Here is a 15,088-nt window from a genome sequence, read left to right as displayed (position 1 = left end):
TGAGCATTTTCCAAAATGCCAGTGACTTCGCCGCCCGGACGGTAAAATTTTTACAAGCTTAAGATCACGGCCATCGTCGGTTAATAAAAAGGACGTACCATTGGTACGTCCTTTTACTTACTTCTTCAGTCCCTCCACAAAGTTCAAGTAGCTCTCTTGTTCATAAGTGTCACGGGTCTTGATCTGGTCAAAATCAAGCTCAGCTGAGTGCAGCTGCTCTTCCGGAATCTCGATTTCGTGGGTAAAAGTCGCATTCCCCACCAGCTCAATCCAGTAAGCGCCATCGTCATTCTTATGCAAGATGGTCTTGACCATCCCCCCGGGGTTGTAAACTGAGATCTCTTTTTCAAAATGGCCAAGATCTGGGTTCAAGAGGGCAAAGACCAGGGAACTAGCTGACATCCCCGTCCCGCAGGCGTTGGTAAAGCCAACCCCGCGCTCAAAGGTCTTGACAAAAATCTGGCTGTCGCCCTTGACCACCACGTAGTTGACGTTGACCCCGTCTGGGAAGTAGGGGTTGTCGCCATTCAGGTATTGGCCGAGCTCGCCCAATTTTGGACTGTCCAGCTCTTCTTCCTTGATAAAAACGACCAAGTGGGGGTTAGGCACCGATAGTGCAGTAAACCGCCAGCCGGGAACCAGCTGGGGCAGTTCGGTATTGAGCAAATGGTCTGTATCCAGATTATCAAAGGGTAAACTTTCTTTTTTAAATGAAACCGGTGAAATTTCCACGCCAAAAGCCGGCACGTTTTCAGCCAAATTGTCAGCCTTTCTTACTTCCAAATTGGCGTACATGGTCTTTACCTTGAACTGGTCTTTTCCCGTTTTCTCAGACAGGTAGCGGGCTACGGTCCGAAGCCCATTCCCGCACATGGAGGCTTCGCTCCCATCGGCGTTGATCACCCGCATTTGGGGGTGATTGGCGTCAGTAACTAGCAAGCCGTCCGCTCCGCCAAGTAACCCAGTTTCCCGGTCGGTCAACGTTCGTGCTAATTTTTGCATTTCAGGGTCCGTCAAGGGCACAGCCAAATTGGCTTGATCCAGGAGGAAGAAGCTGTTTTGTGAGCCGTGGACCTTTAGTAATTCAGTCATCGTTTATTCCTTGTCCTTGTTAAAAAAGTAATCGTAAATAGCAGCCACCGTCTTGTCGGCATCCTTAGCCGCGGTGCCCAGCATGATGGAAATTTCGCTAGCCCCCTGGTTGATCATGCGGACGGAAATCCCCCTGCTGGCAATGGCCTGGGTGATCCCGCTGATCACGCCGACTTGCTGGCGCATCCCTTCGCCGACGATCATGATCAAGGCGTAGTCGTCAATCCATTCCAGGCTGTCTGGGTCAATCTCTTCTTGGATGGCATTGCAGAGTTCATCGATCAAGGCGTCGTTTAGGTGGTCTCTGTCAAAAATAATGGTCAAGTCGTCAATCCCGGTTGGCATGTGCTCATAAGACAGGTTGAACTTGGCTAAGATGTTCAAGATCCGCAGGGTAAAGCCGACTTCCTTGTTGATCAGGTACTTGTGTAAATAAAGTGCCGCAAAATGCTTGCCAGAAGCGATCCCGGTAATGGTTCTTTGAGGGGTGAAGCCTTTTTCCGGTAAAATGAAGGAGCCGCGCTTTTCAGGGTGCTGGGTATTTTTAACATTAATCGGGATCTGCCCTTGGATGGCGGGAATCAAGGCTTCATCGTGGAAGACCGAGAAGCCAGCATAAGACAGTTCCCGCATCTCCCGATAGGTCATATCCTTGATGGGCTCAGGATCGGCTACTACGCGCGGGTCCACTGTAAAGATGGCGTCGACATCGGTGAAGTTTTCATAGATGTCAGCGTGGAAAGCCCGGGCTAGGATTGCCCCGGTAATGTCTGACCCGCCTCGTGAAAAGGTCGCAATGTGGCCAGCAGGCGTATAGCCGTAAAAGCCGGGGAAGATAAGGATTTCATCTTGCGCAAGCGGCACGTTGGCGATCAAATGGTAGCTCTCTGGGTTAACCACCGCATTGTTGGGCGTCCCGGTCACCAAGAGACCTGCATCTTTAGGATCAACGTATCTAGCCTTAACTCCGCGCTTTTGCAAGATCTTAGAAATCAGCATGGCATTCAGCCGCTCACCGTGGGCCTTGAAGGCGGCCATCAGGTAATTTTTATTAGGATAAGCAGCTTCAGGCAGGGCAAAAAGCTTTTCCCTAATTTCCGCAAGTTCCTCTTCACCTAGGCCAAAGTAGTCAGCAATTTGGACATAGCGCTGAAAAATTGTTTCGGCGGTTTCCTGGTTACTTTTACCCTTGAGAACTTCATTTGCGTATTTTATTAACAGGTCAGTCACCTTAATGTCGTCACTGAACCGTTTGCCTGGCGCAGAAGTTACTACAACTTGTCTTTCTGGGTCTGCCAGGATAATCTTTAAAGCGTTCTTGACGCTCTTGCCGCTCGCCAAGGAGCTGCCGCCGAACTTTACAACTTTCATGCGCTACACACACTTTCTCTAAATTTGCGAAAAGCTTTAATTTAAAATTAAGCTTGGCTAAGTAGGAATGTACCATTAATTTTCATAAAATGCAAAAAAATTTTTTCGCCAAATATTTTCAAAGCGGATATACTGCATTAAATCAAGGCATCAGCCAACCTTTGTATAAGAAATATGCAGAAAAAGTGAGTAAAAGGCGTTGACAAGATGAATTAGAAATTATAAACTAATGACAAATTGAAGAGGCGCAGCTGACAAGAGTAAGCTAGAAGAGCCCGCCAGGCGATGATCTAGCTGAAAGGGGATGCTGCCGAAGCGCCCGCACCGGCGATGCGGGAGAGCTGGGCTATTGCTGAAGAGGCAATAGACTGTCGCAAGGTTTCTTGCGTTGAGCTTGCAATTTGACGGAATTAACTCATTTAGATTTTTCGTACTCCAGATTGTTAAGCAATCTGGAGTTTTTTTGCCTCTTCGAAAAAATAATTATCTGAGTATACAGAAAGCAGAGGAAATATCCATGACTGAATTAGACGCCCAAGCCATCATCAACTACATCGGCAATGCCCAGAAGCAAACCCCAGTGAAGGTTTACTTGCGGGGGGAAAACTTGACTGACGTTGCCTTCCCAGAAGGGATCGATCCTTACGTAAATGACCAATCCGGCGTAATCTTTGGCGACTGGGCAGTCGTTAAGCCATTTTTGGCAGAACATGAAGCTGATTTTGACGGGGTTCGCGTAGAAAACATCACCCGCAACTCCGCAGTGCCGCTGCTCGACTTAAAGGAAATCAACGCCCGGATCGAACCCGGCGCCATCATCCGGGACAAGGTCTCAATTGGCGATAACGCCGTGATCATGATGGGGGCCATCATCAACATCGGCTCCGTGATCGGCGAAGGGACCATGATCGACATGGGAGCAGTCCTAGGTGGCCGGGCCACGGTCGGCAAGAACTGCCACATCGGGGCCGGGACGGTTTTAGCCGGCGTGGTTGAACCAGCCAGCGCCTTGCCGGTCAGAATCGACGATAATGTCTTGATCGGGGCTAACGCCGTTGTCCTAGAGGGCGTTCACGTCGGCCAAGGGTCAGTTGTTGCCGCTGGCGCAGTCGTAACTAAAGACGTTCCAGCCGGCGTGGTGGTCGCTGGTGTCCCTGCCAGAGTCATCAAGGAAGTTGACGAAAAGACCACTAGCAAGACCGGTTTAGAGGAAGACTTGAGAAAGCTGTAGTTTTTTAAAAAATAGAGAAAAGCTAGCAAAAGATAGTAAAAGATAGGTAGAAAGACAAGAGGCAGACTAATGGCAGTTTTTAGCGAAAGTGAATTGTTTGCAATCAGAAGACACTTGCACCAGATCCCGGAACTCGCTTTAAAGGAGCGCGAGACCCACGACTTATTATTAAAAAAGGTCCAGGAACTGAAGCAGGACTTTCTAGTAGTCAAAGAACCGAGCGAACTGCCAACGGCTTTGCTGGTTTTGGTCAAGGGCAGCGACCCCCAAAGAAATATCGGCTACCGCGCCGATATCGACGCCTTGCCGGTGGAAGAAGATACGGGACTTCCTTATAAATCCACCCACCCCGGCATCATGCACGCCTGCGGGCACGACATCCACATGAGCGTGGCCCTGGGGATCCTCAGTTACTTTAGTGAAAAGCAGCCTAAAGACAACCTGGTCTTCTTTTTCCAGCCAGCTGAAGAAAGCGAAAGCGGCGGGATGAAGGCATATAACTTAGGACTTTTTACCGGAGACTTTCAGGTTGACGAGTTCTATGGCCTCCACGACAAGCCCGATTTGCCGGCAGGTGCCATTGGTTGCCGGGAAGGAACCCTGTTTGCCGGAACCTGCGAGGTCAATATTGAGATTGAAGGCAAGGGCGGGCACGCCGTTTTTCCGCAAAAGGCCAAAGACTCGGTAGTGGCACTTGCCAGCTTGATCCTGCAGATTCAAACCATTATTTCTAGAAGCATTGACCCGATCGAAAGCGGGGTAATCACTTTTGGCAAGCTGGAAGCTGGGCACATCAGAAACGTGATCGCAGACCACGCCCGGATCGAAGGTACGATTAGGGGATTGACCCAGGCCATGATTGAAAAAATCATTGACCGGATCAAGGAGGTCTGCCAGGGGGTGGCCCTCAGCTACGGGGTCAAGGTGACGCCAGAATTCAACCAAGGCGGCTACTGGCCGGTCGAGAATAATCCGGAACTTACCAAAAACTTTATTTCCTATATGAGGGATGCTGAAGACGTCGACTACATCGAAACGGCACCCGCCATGACCGGGGAAGACTTCGGCTTTTTGCTGAATAAGATCCCGGGAACCATGTTTTGGCTGGGCGTGGACGACGATTCCAGTCTCCACTCAGCCACCTTTACGCCAAAAGAAGCAGCGATCTACAAGGGTGTCCAAGCCATTACCGGCTTTTTGGCATACCGGATGGCGCAAGGATAATTTAGAAAACTCAAAAATATCAAATACCGAAAATTATCGAAGAGACTTTTTACCAAAAAACGAGGCAAAAAATGAGACTACAAGACGCAGATTTAATGACCGCAATCATTACACCATTTACCGAAGACGACGAGATCGACTTCAATACCTTGGAAGAACTGACCAACGACCTGATTGAGCAAGGCTCAAATGGCTTTGTCATCGGCGGCACGACCGGGGAGACCCCAACCTTGACCCATGACGAAAAGATTGAGCTCTATACCCGCTTTAGTCAAATTGTGGACGGGCGCGCGGTCATCATCGCTGGGACTGGCTCCAACAACACTAAGGAAACGATCGCCTTTACCAACGAAGTTGCGGCAATTCCTGGCATCGACTATGCTTTGGTCGTCGTTCCGCCATACAACAAGCCTAACCAACGCTCCATGGTCGCTCACTTTACCGCAGTCGCTGGCAGCGTCAACTTGCCGGTCGTGATCTACAACATCCCCGGCAGAACCGGCGTCAAGATGGATGTATCAACCATTTTGCAACTAGCTCAGCATCCAAATATCGCAGGGATCAAGCAATGTGCGTCTATTGAAGAAATCGAGCAGCTGGTGACCGAAGCCCCAAGCGACTTCGCTGTCTTTACGGGTGAAGACGCTCAAGCGCTGTCGGCCCGCGTCTTAGGAGCAGCCGGCGTCATTTCAGTTGCTACCCACCTCTATTGCCGGCAAATGCGGCAAATGTACGATGACCTCTACGCCGGGGACTACGCCGCAGCCGGCGCCATGCAGAGATGGCTGACGCCAAAGATGAATGCCTTGTTCATGTACCCATCCCCATCACCAGTGAAGGCGGTTCTTAACGCCCAAGGCTACCAAGTCGGGGGATGCCGTCTGCCACTTGTGCCGCTCAATGATGAAGAAAAGGAAAACTTGGCTCTGCACCTGGGTCTTGCCAGTGATGCCTTGCTTGGCCGTTTAGCTAGAAAGCTTGCTTAAAAATAAAAAAATAATCAGAGAAATACTATTTTGTAATAAAGAAAGGAAAAATCGTTCGATGACCAGAGTACTTTTAGCAGGATTTGCCGGATCAATGGGACAGGAGGTCGTGAAGCTGGTTAAGGGGATGCCAGGCGTTGAAATTACGGCTGGTTTGGCCCACCGCTTGACCAGCCAAAATCCAGAAGATTACGGCTTAGCAGCTGGCACCCCCATGTACACCAGCCTGGACCAGGTGGAAGCGGGCGTGGCTGATGTCTGGGTTGACTTTACGGTACCAAGCTCGGTTTACCAAAATGTCAAGTTTGCCCTGGAACATGGCTTTACGCCGATTGTCGGTACGACCGGTTTGACTGACCAGCAAGAGGCTGAGCTAAAAGACCTGGCCCAAACACAGGGCTTAGGCGGCCTCATTGCCCCAAACTTTGGTATGTCAGCGGTTCTCTTAATGAAGTTTGCTAAAGAAGCTGCCAAGTACTTTCCAGATGTGGAAATCATTGAAATGCACCATGCTGATAAAAAGGATGCTCCGTCCGGCACGGCCCTGGCAACCGCCAAGATGATTGCGGAAGTATCAGACAGGAAAGCGCCAAATAGCGTGGAAACCTTGCCTGGGGCCCGCGGGGGCGACTATGAGGGGATCAAGATCCACTCCGTCCGCCTGCCAGGCTACGTGGCCCACGAACAAGTGCTTTTTGGCGGCCCTGGTGAAGCCTTGACCATCCGGCAGGACTCCTTTGACCGCTCCAGCTTCATGAGCGGGGTCAAGGTGGCCTTGGAAAAGGCTAGTGACCTTGATCAGCTTTATGTCGGCTTAGAGAATATTTTGTAGTAATCGATCATTTTTTCAAAAAAGAAATCAGGTATACAGATGCCAGCAGCAGATCCTAACTTGCGCCCCTTGGGCAACCAGGTCCTAGCCCAGATTGCCCCTTCAGCCATTCGGGCCTTTGACAACGAAATTTCCCAAATTCCCGGTATTATCAAGCTCACTCTGGGTGAACCTGACTTCGCCGTGCCAGACCATGTAAAAGAAGCAGTAATTCGCGGGGTCCAGGCCGACGACTCCCACTATGGCCCTTCAGCCGGCAAACTGGAACTAAGACAAGCTATTGCAGCTTATCTCAAAAAAACTCGGGGAGTGGACTATGAGCCAAATGGGGAAATCATCGTGACCGATGGGGCCACGGAAGCCATCTCTGCGGCTTTAATCGGCCTTTTGAATCCCGGCGACAAGGTCTTGATTCCGACTCCAGCCTTTTCCCTTTACTTTACCAACACCGAAATGGCCGGCGGGGAAGTGGTGATGATCGATACGTCCAGCAGCGACTTTACCCTGACGCCTGAGCAACTGGAATTAGCGATTGTGGCTAGCGGGGAAAGAGCTAAGGCGATCATCCTCAACTACCCTTGCAACCCCACAGGGAAGACCTATACGAAAGGAGAACTAGAGGCTTTAGCAGAAGTGATTAAACAGCACCACCTGCTAGCGATCTGTGACGAAATCTACAGCGAGCTCACTTTTGACCATGACCACAATTCTCTAGCCAGCATGATTCCAGGCCAGGTTGTCTTGGTTAGCGGTTTGTCCAAGTCTCACGCTATGACCGGCTACCGGCTGGGCTACTTGGCAGGACCCGCGGCCGTCATGGCCAAGGTCACCAAGGTTCACAGCTTTTTGGTAACTTGCGTGGACAACTTGGCTCAAGATGCCGCGATCGAAGCCTTGACCAAGGGTTTAGATGATCCAATCGTCTTTAGAGAAGCCTACAAGCGTAGACGCGACTTTTTGCTTGGAGAACTGGCTGAAATGGGCTTTGAGGTCACCAGACCAGAAGGGGCCTTCTACATTTTTGCCAAGATTCCGGAAAAGTTTGGGACCGACGACTTTGCCTTTGCGGTCGACCTGGCCAAGAAGGCTAAGGTGGGCCTCATCCCAGGTTCGGTCTTTGGGGCCGGGTCAGAGGGCTACGTCCGCTTATCATATGCGGCTAGCGATGAAAAGCTCTTTGAAGTTGCTAAGCGCTTAAAGCAGTACTTTGCGGATCTTGCCTAATTTGTCGATCAGCTTTTGGGCAAAAGAGGGTGGTAAATGCTATAATTGGTTAGAATAATTTTTTAACGCAAGGAGCATTTTTAGCAATGGCAGAAACTGAATTCTTTCCGCAATTACACTTAGACCAAGTGAAGGGGCCAAAGGCCACCATCAAGACCAACCACGGGGACATCGTGATCCAACTTTTCCCAGATGAAGCCCCAATGACGGTTGAAAACTTCGTTAGATTAGCCAAGGAAGGCTACTACGACGGCGTAACCTTCCACCGGGTGATTAGCGACTTTATGATTCAAGGCGGGGACCCAGACGGCACTGGTGCTGGCGGTCACTCCATCTGGGGTCACAACTTTGAAGACGAATTCGTCAACAACTTGTTCAACATCCGCGGTGCCTTGTCCATGGCCAACGCTGGTCCTAACACCAACGGCTCACAATTCTTCATCGTGCAAAACAAGAACATGCCTAAGCGCTTCATTCAACAACTGCGCGAAGCCCAATACCCAGAAGAAGTCGTTAAGGTTTACAAGCAAGGTGGTACGCCATGGCTGGACCACCGCCATACGGTTTTTGGCCAAGTCATCGACGGTATGGACGTCGTTGACGAAATCGCTAAGGTTGATAAGGATGGCAACGACAAGCCACTTGAAGCCGTAGTCATGGAAACTGTTGAAATTGCAGACTAGAGTCAAGTGATCGGATGAATTTGAGTAGAAAAATTTTTAGTCAAAAAATCAAGCCTAGACAGTTAGCAAAACTTGCTTGCGGTCTAGGCCTTTTGGCTGGGATCGGCGCTTGCGGTGCCAAAGCAGCCAGCGCGGATGATGAGACTTACTATAAGACGGCCATGGTCAACAGCTATGTCTATGACCAGACCGGCAACCGGCTGAAAGTCAAGAAGATTACGGCTGGCAAGGCAGTTTTGTGCCACAGCAACTTGATTTACGTCAACGACAAGCCATATATTATGATCGGCAACAATAAGTACGTGGCATATATGAACGTGGTTGGTCTAGATGTCCAGCTCAAGCACAACAGCTATATCTATAACAGCAAAGGCATTCGCCGCAAATACCTGGGTTCTTTGGTCAAAAATGGCTCGGTGACCTTGTATGGCGGTGCTCGCCGGCTCAAGTACGGCGGCAAGTCCAAGTACTGGTCGATCGGGGTTGGCCTGTACATCAAAGCGGCCAACATCAAGATTCCAAAGACGACGGTGGCGGCTGATCCCACAACTCAAAATCAGACGACAAGTTCACAGCCATTGTGAACTAGGAAGTAGCGCTGCGAGGGCAGCGCTTTTTCTTTTAAGATGATAGTTCCAATAATACATATTATGTAAAGTAACTTAAAAAGAATCGAGAGAGGTGGCGCTGGTCGACTGTCAGGATCTGCTTCAGCATGTTATACTTAAGGCACTTAAACGTACTTAGTTTTTGTTTCAATTTATTGTTTGACGACTTATTGGAGGAAAAATGTTTAGCTACAAAGTTGATGACGAAATTAAATTAGCTCTGCCGCGGCTGAGCGATGTTGACGAGCTCTACGCCTTGATTGATGCAGATCGTGACGACCTTGGAAGATTTTTACCATGGGTTGACCACGTGCAGTCAACTGACGATGAATTACCTGCTATCCAAAACGACCTGAACTGCTTTGCGGCTGGGACGTCCTTGAACTTGTTCATTTGGTACCACGGCCGCCTGGCTGGCAAGATCAGCTTAAATAAGATTCATAAAATGAACCTGGAAGCTGATGTCGGCTACTTTTTAGGCAAAAGTTTCCGCGGACACGGGATTATGACCAGAGCGGTTCAAGCTCTGCTGGACATCGCTTTTGACGAATACGGCTTGCACCGGGTTTACCTGGAGTGCGCGGCCGACAACTTGCCGAGCAATGGCGTAGCTCAGCGCTGCGGCATGCGGATTGAAGGCACTTTTCACGGTCGCTTGATCCTCAAAGACGGCTATCACGATTGCAACCACTACGCGGTGCTGGCTGAGGAATGGCCAGATATCAAGGCTAGCTTGCAGTAGTTACTAAAAAATGCGATTCACTCCACCGATAGCACTGCCGGATCGACAAGATAAATCCATAGTTTAGTTTCTTTAAAACAGTAATTTTAATGACAGAAGAATAGAGGCTACGATTTAAAAAAGTTCCCAGGAATGTTGATTTTCCGGGAACTTTTTCTATATTTAGACGTTGCCGCTTTGTTTGTTTTTTCTATATTTGTTAATTAGTCCCACCACTATCGCATCCGAGCTGATTTTCTAGATTTGCTTCCACCTTATGTCCTATCTGATTAGGTTCTATCTGACAGGTAGTATTCCAAAAATCTCGTTAGCCGAACCTAGCCCTCCTCCCCTAAGCGGGCGGAGTACTTGATGACAATCGACCCGGACCGACCTAAGACCGAACTGGAGAAGTCCTCCTGAAAAAGGGGCGCAACAACCGGACCAGCTACCTGCAATTTGGCCAGGGCGGGTACGATGCCACTGGCTACCCCGTCATTGTCCACTTCTTCATAAAAGTATAGATAGCGGCCGCTAGGCTTGATGCAGTTGCCTTCACCTTTGGGGACGACCTTAAAAAAGTTGGTAATTACGGGCTTTTCAAAGTCCCCCACCATCCCCCCGTAGCGGGGGCCGTAGGTGATGGGGGTGAGGGCCACGCCGTGTTGGAACTTAATTAATTTCAATTCCTCCTCATCCAGCTCTTCTTCAGCAATCTTGCCTGTACCTAAATTGACAAAGTCCTGCAGCCGGTCTTGGTAAAAGTTCAGGCTGTCCCGAATGCGTCCCAGTTGCCGCATCTGCCGTTTGACTGCGTCTTCTTTTTCCTGCAGGTAACGGCTTCTTTTGGCCAAATCGTCTAATTGAAAAAAGTCGCCTACTTCGTCCAGGCTGGAGCCTAAGATTTCCAGCAAGCGAATCGTCGCCATCTGGTCCACCTGTTCAATTCGGTAATACCGGTAGCCATTGTCCTTGACCACGGCTGGTTTGAGCAACCCCTTTTTTTCATAAAAATAGAGGGTCTTCTTCGTAACGTTGCACATGTTGGCAAAAGCGCCAGTTGACAGTAAATCCATCTTTCCTTCTTGACTGTGCCCTAAGGTCATACTTTAAGCTTATCTTAACAGATCAAGGAGGAATGATAAAGAATGACTGCAAATGTCAAAGAAAGAACGTTAAATCAAAAAATCTGGCTGTTCAGCCTGCCCATTATTGGCGAGCTTTTCGTCCAGCAGCTCTACAGCCTGATCGATATGACCATCATCGGCCGCTTCCTGGGGGCGGAGCCTCTGGCAGCTGTCGGCAATGCCGCCAACGTCATCATGCTCTTTTTAGTTGGGTCTGGCGGCTTTGAAATGGCCGTGGACGTCATGGTGTCACGGCTTTTGGGACAAGGCAAGACCAAGGAGCGGCTGGCCATGGCCCGGGATACCATTGCCCTGAGCGGGTTGATCGGTATCGGACTTGTTTTTATAGCCTGGTTTAGCCTGCCGGCGATTTACCAGATGATGGCTGTGCCAAGTTCGATGATGACTGATGCCCTGACCTATGGTCGGGTTTACCTGCTAGGGTTGCCCATTATCTACTTTTACGACGTGGCGCGGGCAGTGCTCATTGCTAACGAGCGGGCTAAGACCTCCTTTGCCCTCTTGACTGCATCCAGTGCCCTAAACCTGGCCCTTAACCTCCTCTTCATCATGGGTTTCAAGATGGGCGTGGCTGGATCAGCCCTAGCCACGATAGTCGCGCAAGGGATTGTCATGGTTGTGACTCTCTACCTGGTTTATCAATTAAGTAAAAAAGAGGATGAGGCTTTTTCCATTAAACCGACTTTGACCTTTAACCGGGTCAAGGAAATTCTAGCCATTGCTATCCCGACCATTTTTCAGCAATTCGCCATCACCTTCTCCTCGACCCTGGTTCAGGCCTGGGTCAACCCTTTCGGCAAGGAGGTCATCCTGGGCTATGTATCCGCTCTCAAGATGATGAGCGTCGCGCGGATTATCCTGGTTGGCTTTGCCCAAACTTTGACGCTGCTGGCCGCTCAAGGGCTAGCTGCCGAAGACTATCCAATGGTGAAAAAAGTTTACCGCTTCTGTACCCGCTATTCGCTAATCTATGTGGTGGCCTTTAGCATTTTTTCCATTCCGGGCATGCGGATGCTGAGCGAGCTCTTCTTTGATCCTAGTCAAAATCCTGGAGCGTACGCTTTTTTCAAAAACTACATGTACCTCTTCATCGGCATCCAGCTGGTGTCCATTGCCAAGTTCTTGAATGAAGCCATGCTCCGCAGCATGGTCTTGATGAAGGAATACCTCTATTGCAATGTTGGGCAATTAATCCTGCAGCTGATCTTAAACTACCTGATGCTGCGGCCGGTCGGCAGCGGATCTTTTTCTTGGGCAGACCTGATTGCCCGCAGCCTGTGCGCTCTTTGGTCAAGCTGGATGGTTGTGGACGAATTCCGCAAGCTGAAAAGAAAAAAGCATACAGTAAAATATATAGGATTCTTCCAATAACTTTTAAAATTAATTAAAGTATTATCCCAAAATGATTGAATAATTCTTATATTCGTGCTAGGATTAATAATGTAAGCGATTTGATAATGGACTATTGATTATTGAGGAGAATCTTATGACTCTAGAAATTGAAGAAAAATACTTAGCTGATGTGGCGGAATTTGCCAAGAAGAACATTGCCCCTTTTGACCTGCAAATTGACCGGGCAGCCAAGTTGCCAAACGGCTTGTTCCAAAAGGTCGTTGACTTTGACCTTTTGAAGGTAAGAATTCCTAAGGAATACGGCGGCCTGGGCTTTTCTGCTATGACCAGTGGCAAGATCGTCAACATCATTGCCAAGGCTAACGCCAGTGTCGGCGTCATGCTGGAAGGCCACTACAAGAGCTGTGACCAAATTGCCAAATACGGTACGGAAGCTGCTAAGAAGAAGTACTTCCCTTGGGGGATGCAGGCAATTTTGGGCTTTTCTAACACGGAACCAGAAAGCGGCTCAAACCCAAGCAAGCATCAATCATACGCTGTAAAGAAGGGCGACAAGTGGATTATTTCTGGCGATAAGGTAATGATCACCAACGGGACCTTGGCTCAGGTTTACTCAGTTAACGTTAAGACTGGTCCTAACGAATACTCAGTCTTCATCGTGGACAAGGGCATGCCAGGTTTCTCCTTTGGCTACGTTGAACGCTTCATCGGCTTGCGCGGGATTCCTTGCGGGGAAGTGGTTATGGACCACATTGAAGTTGGCGAAGAAAACCTTTTGGGCCAGGTTGGCCAAGGCCTGGAAATTGCCAACAACGCCCACGACGATGCCCGCTACTTGATGGGTGCCGTTTTGACTGGGATTCAAGAACATGCCTTGGACATTGCCAAGAACTACGTGGCTAAGCGCTACTCTGGCGACTCCCTCTTGAAAGACATGCAGGTAACCCACTACAAGCTGACCAAGATGGCAACCAACAAGGAATTGACCCGCTTGGTTTACCAAGAAGCTGCCCGCAGAAAAGACGCTGGTGAACCATACATGGAAGACTCCGCTATGGCAAAGTGCTTCGGCAGTCAAGCAGCCGTTGAAACTGGCGACTTGCTTTTGCAAATCATGGGCGGCTACGGCTACAGTGCTGAATTTGCCCCAGAACACCTGATCCGTGACGCCCGCGCCATGGAAATTGCTGAAGGTACTTTGGAAAAGATGTACACCGAAATTGCTAATGCAGAAATGGCCGGCGTGCCTGTACCAAAGCAATATCGGGATGCTAAGGAATTGACCAGCATTGACGAAATCCTCCCTGCCCTCTTGGCATCAAAGGAAGCTGGCGCTGCTTCAAACGCTTCAGTTGATGCTGTATCGAGCGCTTCTCAAGCTGGTCCACAATTGCCAAGTGCTAAGGTTGTCTTTGCTCTTGGCCGCGGGGCTAACGACCCAGAAACCATCGCCCTGGCTGAAGCGGCCGCTAAAAAGCTGAACGGGATGGTTGGCGTTACTCGGCCTTTGGTTGGCCAGCACTTTAACCGCGGCCAGCAACTCGGCGTCAACGGCCACAAGATTGCTCCAGACTTTTTGATCAACTTGGGGATTGCTGGTGCTCCGCAATACACTTACGGTATTACCGGAGCTAAGGAAATCGTTTCTGTCAACATCAATCCTAACGCCTTGATTCTGGACCTCAGCGACTACAAGGTAGTTGGCAGCGCCAAGGACTTCTTAAAGGAATTATTGGCTAAGCTAAACTAAGAAAAACAGCCTGTTAGGGCTGTTTTTTTATTGCACTTTTGAAGCAAATAGAGTAAGATTTGGATGTAATAATAAATATTTCATTTATCACAAGGAGAAAAAGATGCGCAAACAAGTACCAATGTTAGACGATAGTCTATCAAAAGCAGAATTCCTGTCCCTGATCCCCGCTGCCTTCCAGTCTGTAGTTTTTGCGACCATTGCAGATGGCCGTCCCTTTAGCAATGTTGCAGACATTGAGCTGGAAAAAGACGGCAAGCTCTACTTTGCGACGACTTACCAGAAAGCTTTTTACCAGAGACTGCACAGTCAGCCTTATGTGTCGATCACGGCGCTCAAGGGTGAGGAAACCATGTCTAGCGTGGGCTTCACCTTGAACGGGACCGTGGAGGAAGTCGACTTGTCCTACCTTGACTTGATCTACGCGTCTCACCCGGAAATGCTTGAAATTAACAAGACTGAGTCGGAGCGGCGGGAACTACTGCGGCCCTTTGCGATTACGCCAATTGATGGCTTTGTTTACGACCTGCGGCAAACGCCGATCTTCCAGAAGGGGTTTAAGTTTTGATCGGTTGATCGGTTGATCGGCTGGTCGTTTGATCGGCAGCTTTTTACTCAACTAGCCGTTGCTTTTTAATAATTTGTGCCATAATTGACTCAACTGCGACGGCTTTTTTCATAATTGGAAAGTAAATTTACTCAACTGCTGGCTATTTTTTAATCTTTTGGAAAAAACTTATTCAACCACGGCCACTTTTTTAATAATCCGGTATAAAAAAGACTCAACTGGAGATCGCAATTTTAATCTAGAAAAAAGTAAATCGCCTCCCAAATGGGCAATGTCATTAAGTTAAGGCATTGACTT

14 protein-coding genes and 1 riboswitch are annotated in these 15,088 nt (G+C 49.2%); of the genes, 11 read left to right on the top strand and 3 right to left on the bottom strand.

Annotated elements, in window-relative coordinates; genetic code table 11:
- Positions 1–117: 117 nt before the first annotated feature.
- Positions 118–1,092 carry a diaminopimelate epimerase gene (gene dapF / locus FC20_RS07510; RefSeq protein ID WP_008461537.1) on the bottom strand — a complete coding sequence of 325 codons (975 nt, stop codon included), beginning with the start codon at positions 1,090–1,092 and terminating at the stop codon, positions 118–120.
- Positions 1,093–1,095: 3 nt separating this feature from the next.
- Positions 1,096–2,463, bottom strand: a complete 1,368-nt coding sequence (locus tag FC20_RS07505; RefSeq protein WP_008461539.1) for an aspartate kinase — start codon at positions 2,461–2,463, stop codon at positions 1,096–1,098.
- Positions 2,464–2,695: 232 nt separating this feature from the next.
- Positions 2,696–2,868: riboswitch (Lysine riboswitch) on the top strand.
- Positions 2,869–2,980: 112 nt separating this feature from the next.
- Between FC20_RS07505 and dapD the strand changes: the two genes are divergently transcribed.
- The 8 genes from dapD to FC20_RS07465 all read left to right on the top strand — a co-directional run bounded on the left by dapD (position 2,981) and on the right by FC20_RS07465 (position 9,993).
- Positions 2,981–3,694, top strand: coding sequence for a 2,3,4,5-tetrahydropyridine-2,6-dicarboxylate N-acetyltransferase (dapD, locus tag FC20_RS07500; protein WP_008461541.1), 714 nt, complete (start codon positions 2,981–2,983; stop codon positions 3,692–3,694).
- Between the two features lie 69 nt (positions 3,695–3,763).
- Positions 3,764–4,918, top strand: a complete 1,155-nt coding sequence (locus tag FC20_RS07495; protein WP_008461543.1) for an N-acetyldiaminopimelate deacetylase — start codon at positions 3,764–3,766, stop codon at positions 4,916–4,918.
- Positions 4,919–4,989: 71 nt separating this feature from the next.
- Entirely contained in the window at positions 4,990–5,904 is a 915-nt protein-coding gene (dapA, locus tag FC20_RS07490) for a 4-hydroxy-tetrahydrodipicolinate synthase (RefSeq protein ID WP_008461546.1), read from the top strand.
- Positions 5,905–5,962: 58 nt separating this feature from the next.
- Positions 5,963–6,736, top strand: a complete 774-nt coding sequence (gene dapB, locus FC20_RS07485) for a 4-hydroxy-tetrahydrodipicolinate reductase (protein WP_054667692.1) — start codon at positions 5,963–5,965, stop codon at positions 6,734–6,736.
- 39 nt (positions 6,737–6,775) lie between these two features.
- Positions 6,776–7,960 carry an aminotransferase class I/II-fold pyridoxal phosphate-dependent enzyme gene (locus tag FC20_RS07480; RefSeq protein ID WP_008461551.1) on the top strand — a complete coding sequence of 395 codons (1,185 nt, stop codon included), beginning with the start codon at positions 6,776–6,778 and terminating at the stop codon, positions 7,958–7,960.
- A gap of 86 nt (positions 7,961–8,046) precedes the next feature.
- Positions 8,047–8,643 carry a peptidylprolyl isomerase gene (locus tag FC20_RS07475; protein WP_008461553.1) on the top strand — a complete coding sequence of 199 codons (597 nt, stop codon included), beginning with the start codon at positions 8,047–8,049 and terminating at the stop codon, positions 8,641–8,643.
- A gap of 14 nt (positions 8,644–8,657) precedes the next feature.
- Positions 8,658–9,227 carry an SLAP domain-containing protein gene (locus FC20_RS07470; protein ID WP_008461554.1) on the top strand — a complete coding sequence of 190 codons (570 nt, stop codon included), beginning with the start codon at positions 8,658–8,660 and terminating at the stop codon, positions 9,225–9,227.
- A gap of 205 nt (positions 9,228–9,432) precedes the next feature.
- Positions 9,433–9,993 carry a GNAT family N-acetyltransferase gene (locus tag FC20_RS07465; RefSeq protein ID WP_008461556.1) on the top strand — a complete coding sequence of 187 codons (561 nt, stop codon included), beginning with the start codon at positions 9,433–9,435 and terminating at the stop codon, positions 9,991–9,993.
- 317 nt (positions 9,994–10,310) lie between these two features.
- Here FC20_RS07465 and FC20_RS07460 read toward each other — a convergent pair whose 3' ends face one another.
- On the bottom strand, positions 10,311–11,048 hold the full coding sequence (locus FC20_RS07460) for a MerR family transcriptional regulator (RefSeq protein WP_008461558.1): 738 nt from the start codon (positions 11,046–11,048) through the stop codon (positions 10,311–10,313).
- A gap of 72 nt (positions 11,049–11,120) precedes the next feature.
- Between FC20_RS07460 and FC20_RS07455 the strand changes: the two genes are divergently transcribed.
- The 3 genes from FC20_RS07455 (at position 11,121) to FC20_RS07445 (ending at position 14,791) form a co-directional block, all read left to right on the top strand.
- The gene (locus FC20_RS07455) at positions 11,121–12,491 is read left to right on the top strand and encodes an MATE family efflux transporter (protein WP_008461560.1); all 1,371 of its coding nucleotides are present in this window, start codon (positions 11,121–11,123) and stop codon (positions 12,489–12,491) included.
- Positions 12,492–12,606: 115 nt separating this feature from the next.
- Entirely contained in the window at positions 12,607–14,223 is a 1,617-nt protein-coding gene (locus FC20_RS07450; RefSeq protein ID WP_008461562.1) for an acyl-CoA dehydrogenase family protein, read from the top strand.
- A gap of 103 nt (positions 14,224–14,326) precedes the next feature.
- Positions 14,327–14,791 (top strand): pyridoxamine 5'-phosphate oxidase family protein, encoded by a 465-nt coding sequence (locus tag FC20_RS07445; protein ID WP_008461564.1) that lies wholly within the window; start codon positions 14,327–14,329, stop codon positions 14,789–14,791.
- The last annotated feature ends 297 nt before the right edge of the window (positions 14,792–15,088 follow it).

The sequence above is a fragment of the Lactobacillus equicursoris DSM 19284 = JCM 14600 = CIP 110162 genome, from assembly GCF_001434815.1.
Lineage (GTDB): Bacteria > Bacillota > Bacilli > Lactobacillales > Lactobacillaceae > Lactobacillus > Lactobacillus equicursoris.
The sequence above is the reverse complement of the archived record's forward strand: the minus strand, read 5'-3'. Positions and strand labels throughout refer to the sequence as shown.

Bases quoted from the DNA above. Each gene is read 5' to 3' on its own strand.
- dapF (WP_008461537.1), bottom strand. From the start codon at position 1,092: ATGACTGAATTACTAAAGGTCCACGGCTCACAAAACAGCTTCTTCCTC.
- FC20_RS07475 (WP_008461553.1), top strand. From the start codon at position 8,047: ATGGCAGAAACTGAATTCTTTCCGCAATTACACTTAGACCAAGTGAAG.
- FC20_RS07505 (WP_008461539.1), bottom strand. From the start codon at position 2,463: ATGAAAGTTGTAAAGTTCGGCGGCAGCTCCTTGGCGAGCGGCAAGAGC.
- FC20_RS07450 (WP_008461562.1), top strand. From the start codon at position 12,607: ATGACTCTAGAAATTGAAGAAAAATACTTAGCTGATGTGGCGGAATTT.
- FC20_RS07465 (WP_008461556.1), top strand. From the start codon at position 9,433: ATGTTTAGCTACAAAGTTGATGACGAAATTAAATTAGCTCTGCCGCGG.
- FC20_RS07445 (WP_008461564.1), top strand. From the start codon at position 14,327: ATGCGCAAACAAGTACCAATGTTAGACGATAGTCTATCAAAAGCAGAA.
- FC20_RS07480 (WP_008461551.1), top strand. From the start codon at position 6,776: ATGCCAGCAGCAGATCCTAACTTGCGCCCCTTGGGCAACCAGGTCCTA.
- FC20_RS07455 (WP_008461560.1), top strand. From the start codon at position 11,121: ATGACTGCAAATGTCAAAGAAAGAACGTTAAATCAAAAAATCTGGCTG.
- FC20_RS07470 (WP_008461554.1), top strand. From the start codon at position 8,658: ATGAATTTGAGTAGAAAAATTTTTAGTCAAAAAATCAAGCCTAGACAG.
- dapB (WP_054667692.1), top strand. From the start codon at position 5,963: ATGACCAGAGTACTTTTAGCAGGATTTGCCGGATCAATGGGACAGGAG.
- dapD (WP_008461541.1), top strand. From the start codon at position 2,981: ATGACTGAATTAGACGCCCAAGCCATCATCAACTACATCGGCAATGCC.
- dapA (WP_008461546.1), top strand. From the start codon at position 4,990: ATGAGACTACAAGACGCAGATTTAATGACCGCAATCATTACACCATTT.
- FC20_RS07495 (WP_008461543.1), top strand. From the start codon at position 3,764: ATGGCAGTTTTTAGCGAAAGTGAATTGTTTGCAATCAGAAGACACTTG.
- FC20_RS07460 (WP_008461558.1), bottom strand. From the start codon at position 11,048: ATGGATTTACTGTCAACTGGCGCTTTTGCCAACATGTGCAACGTTACG.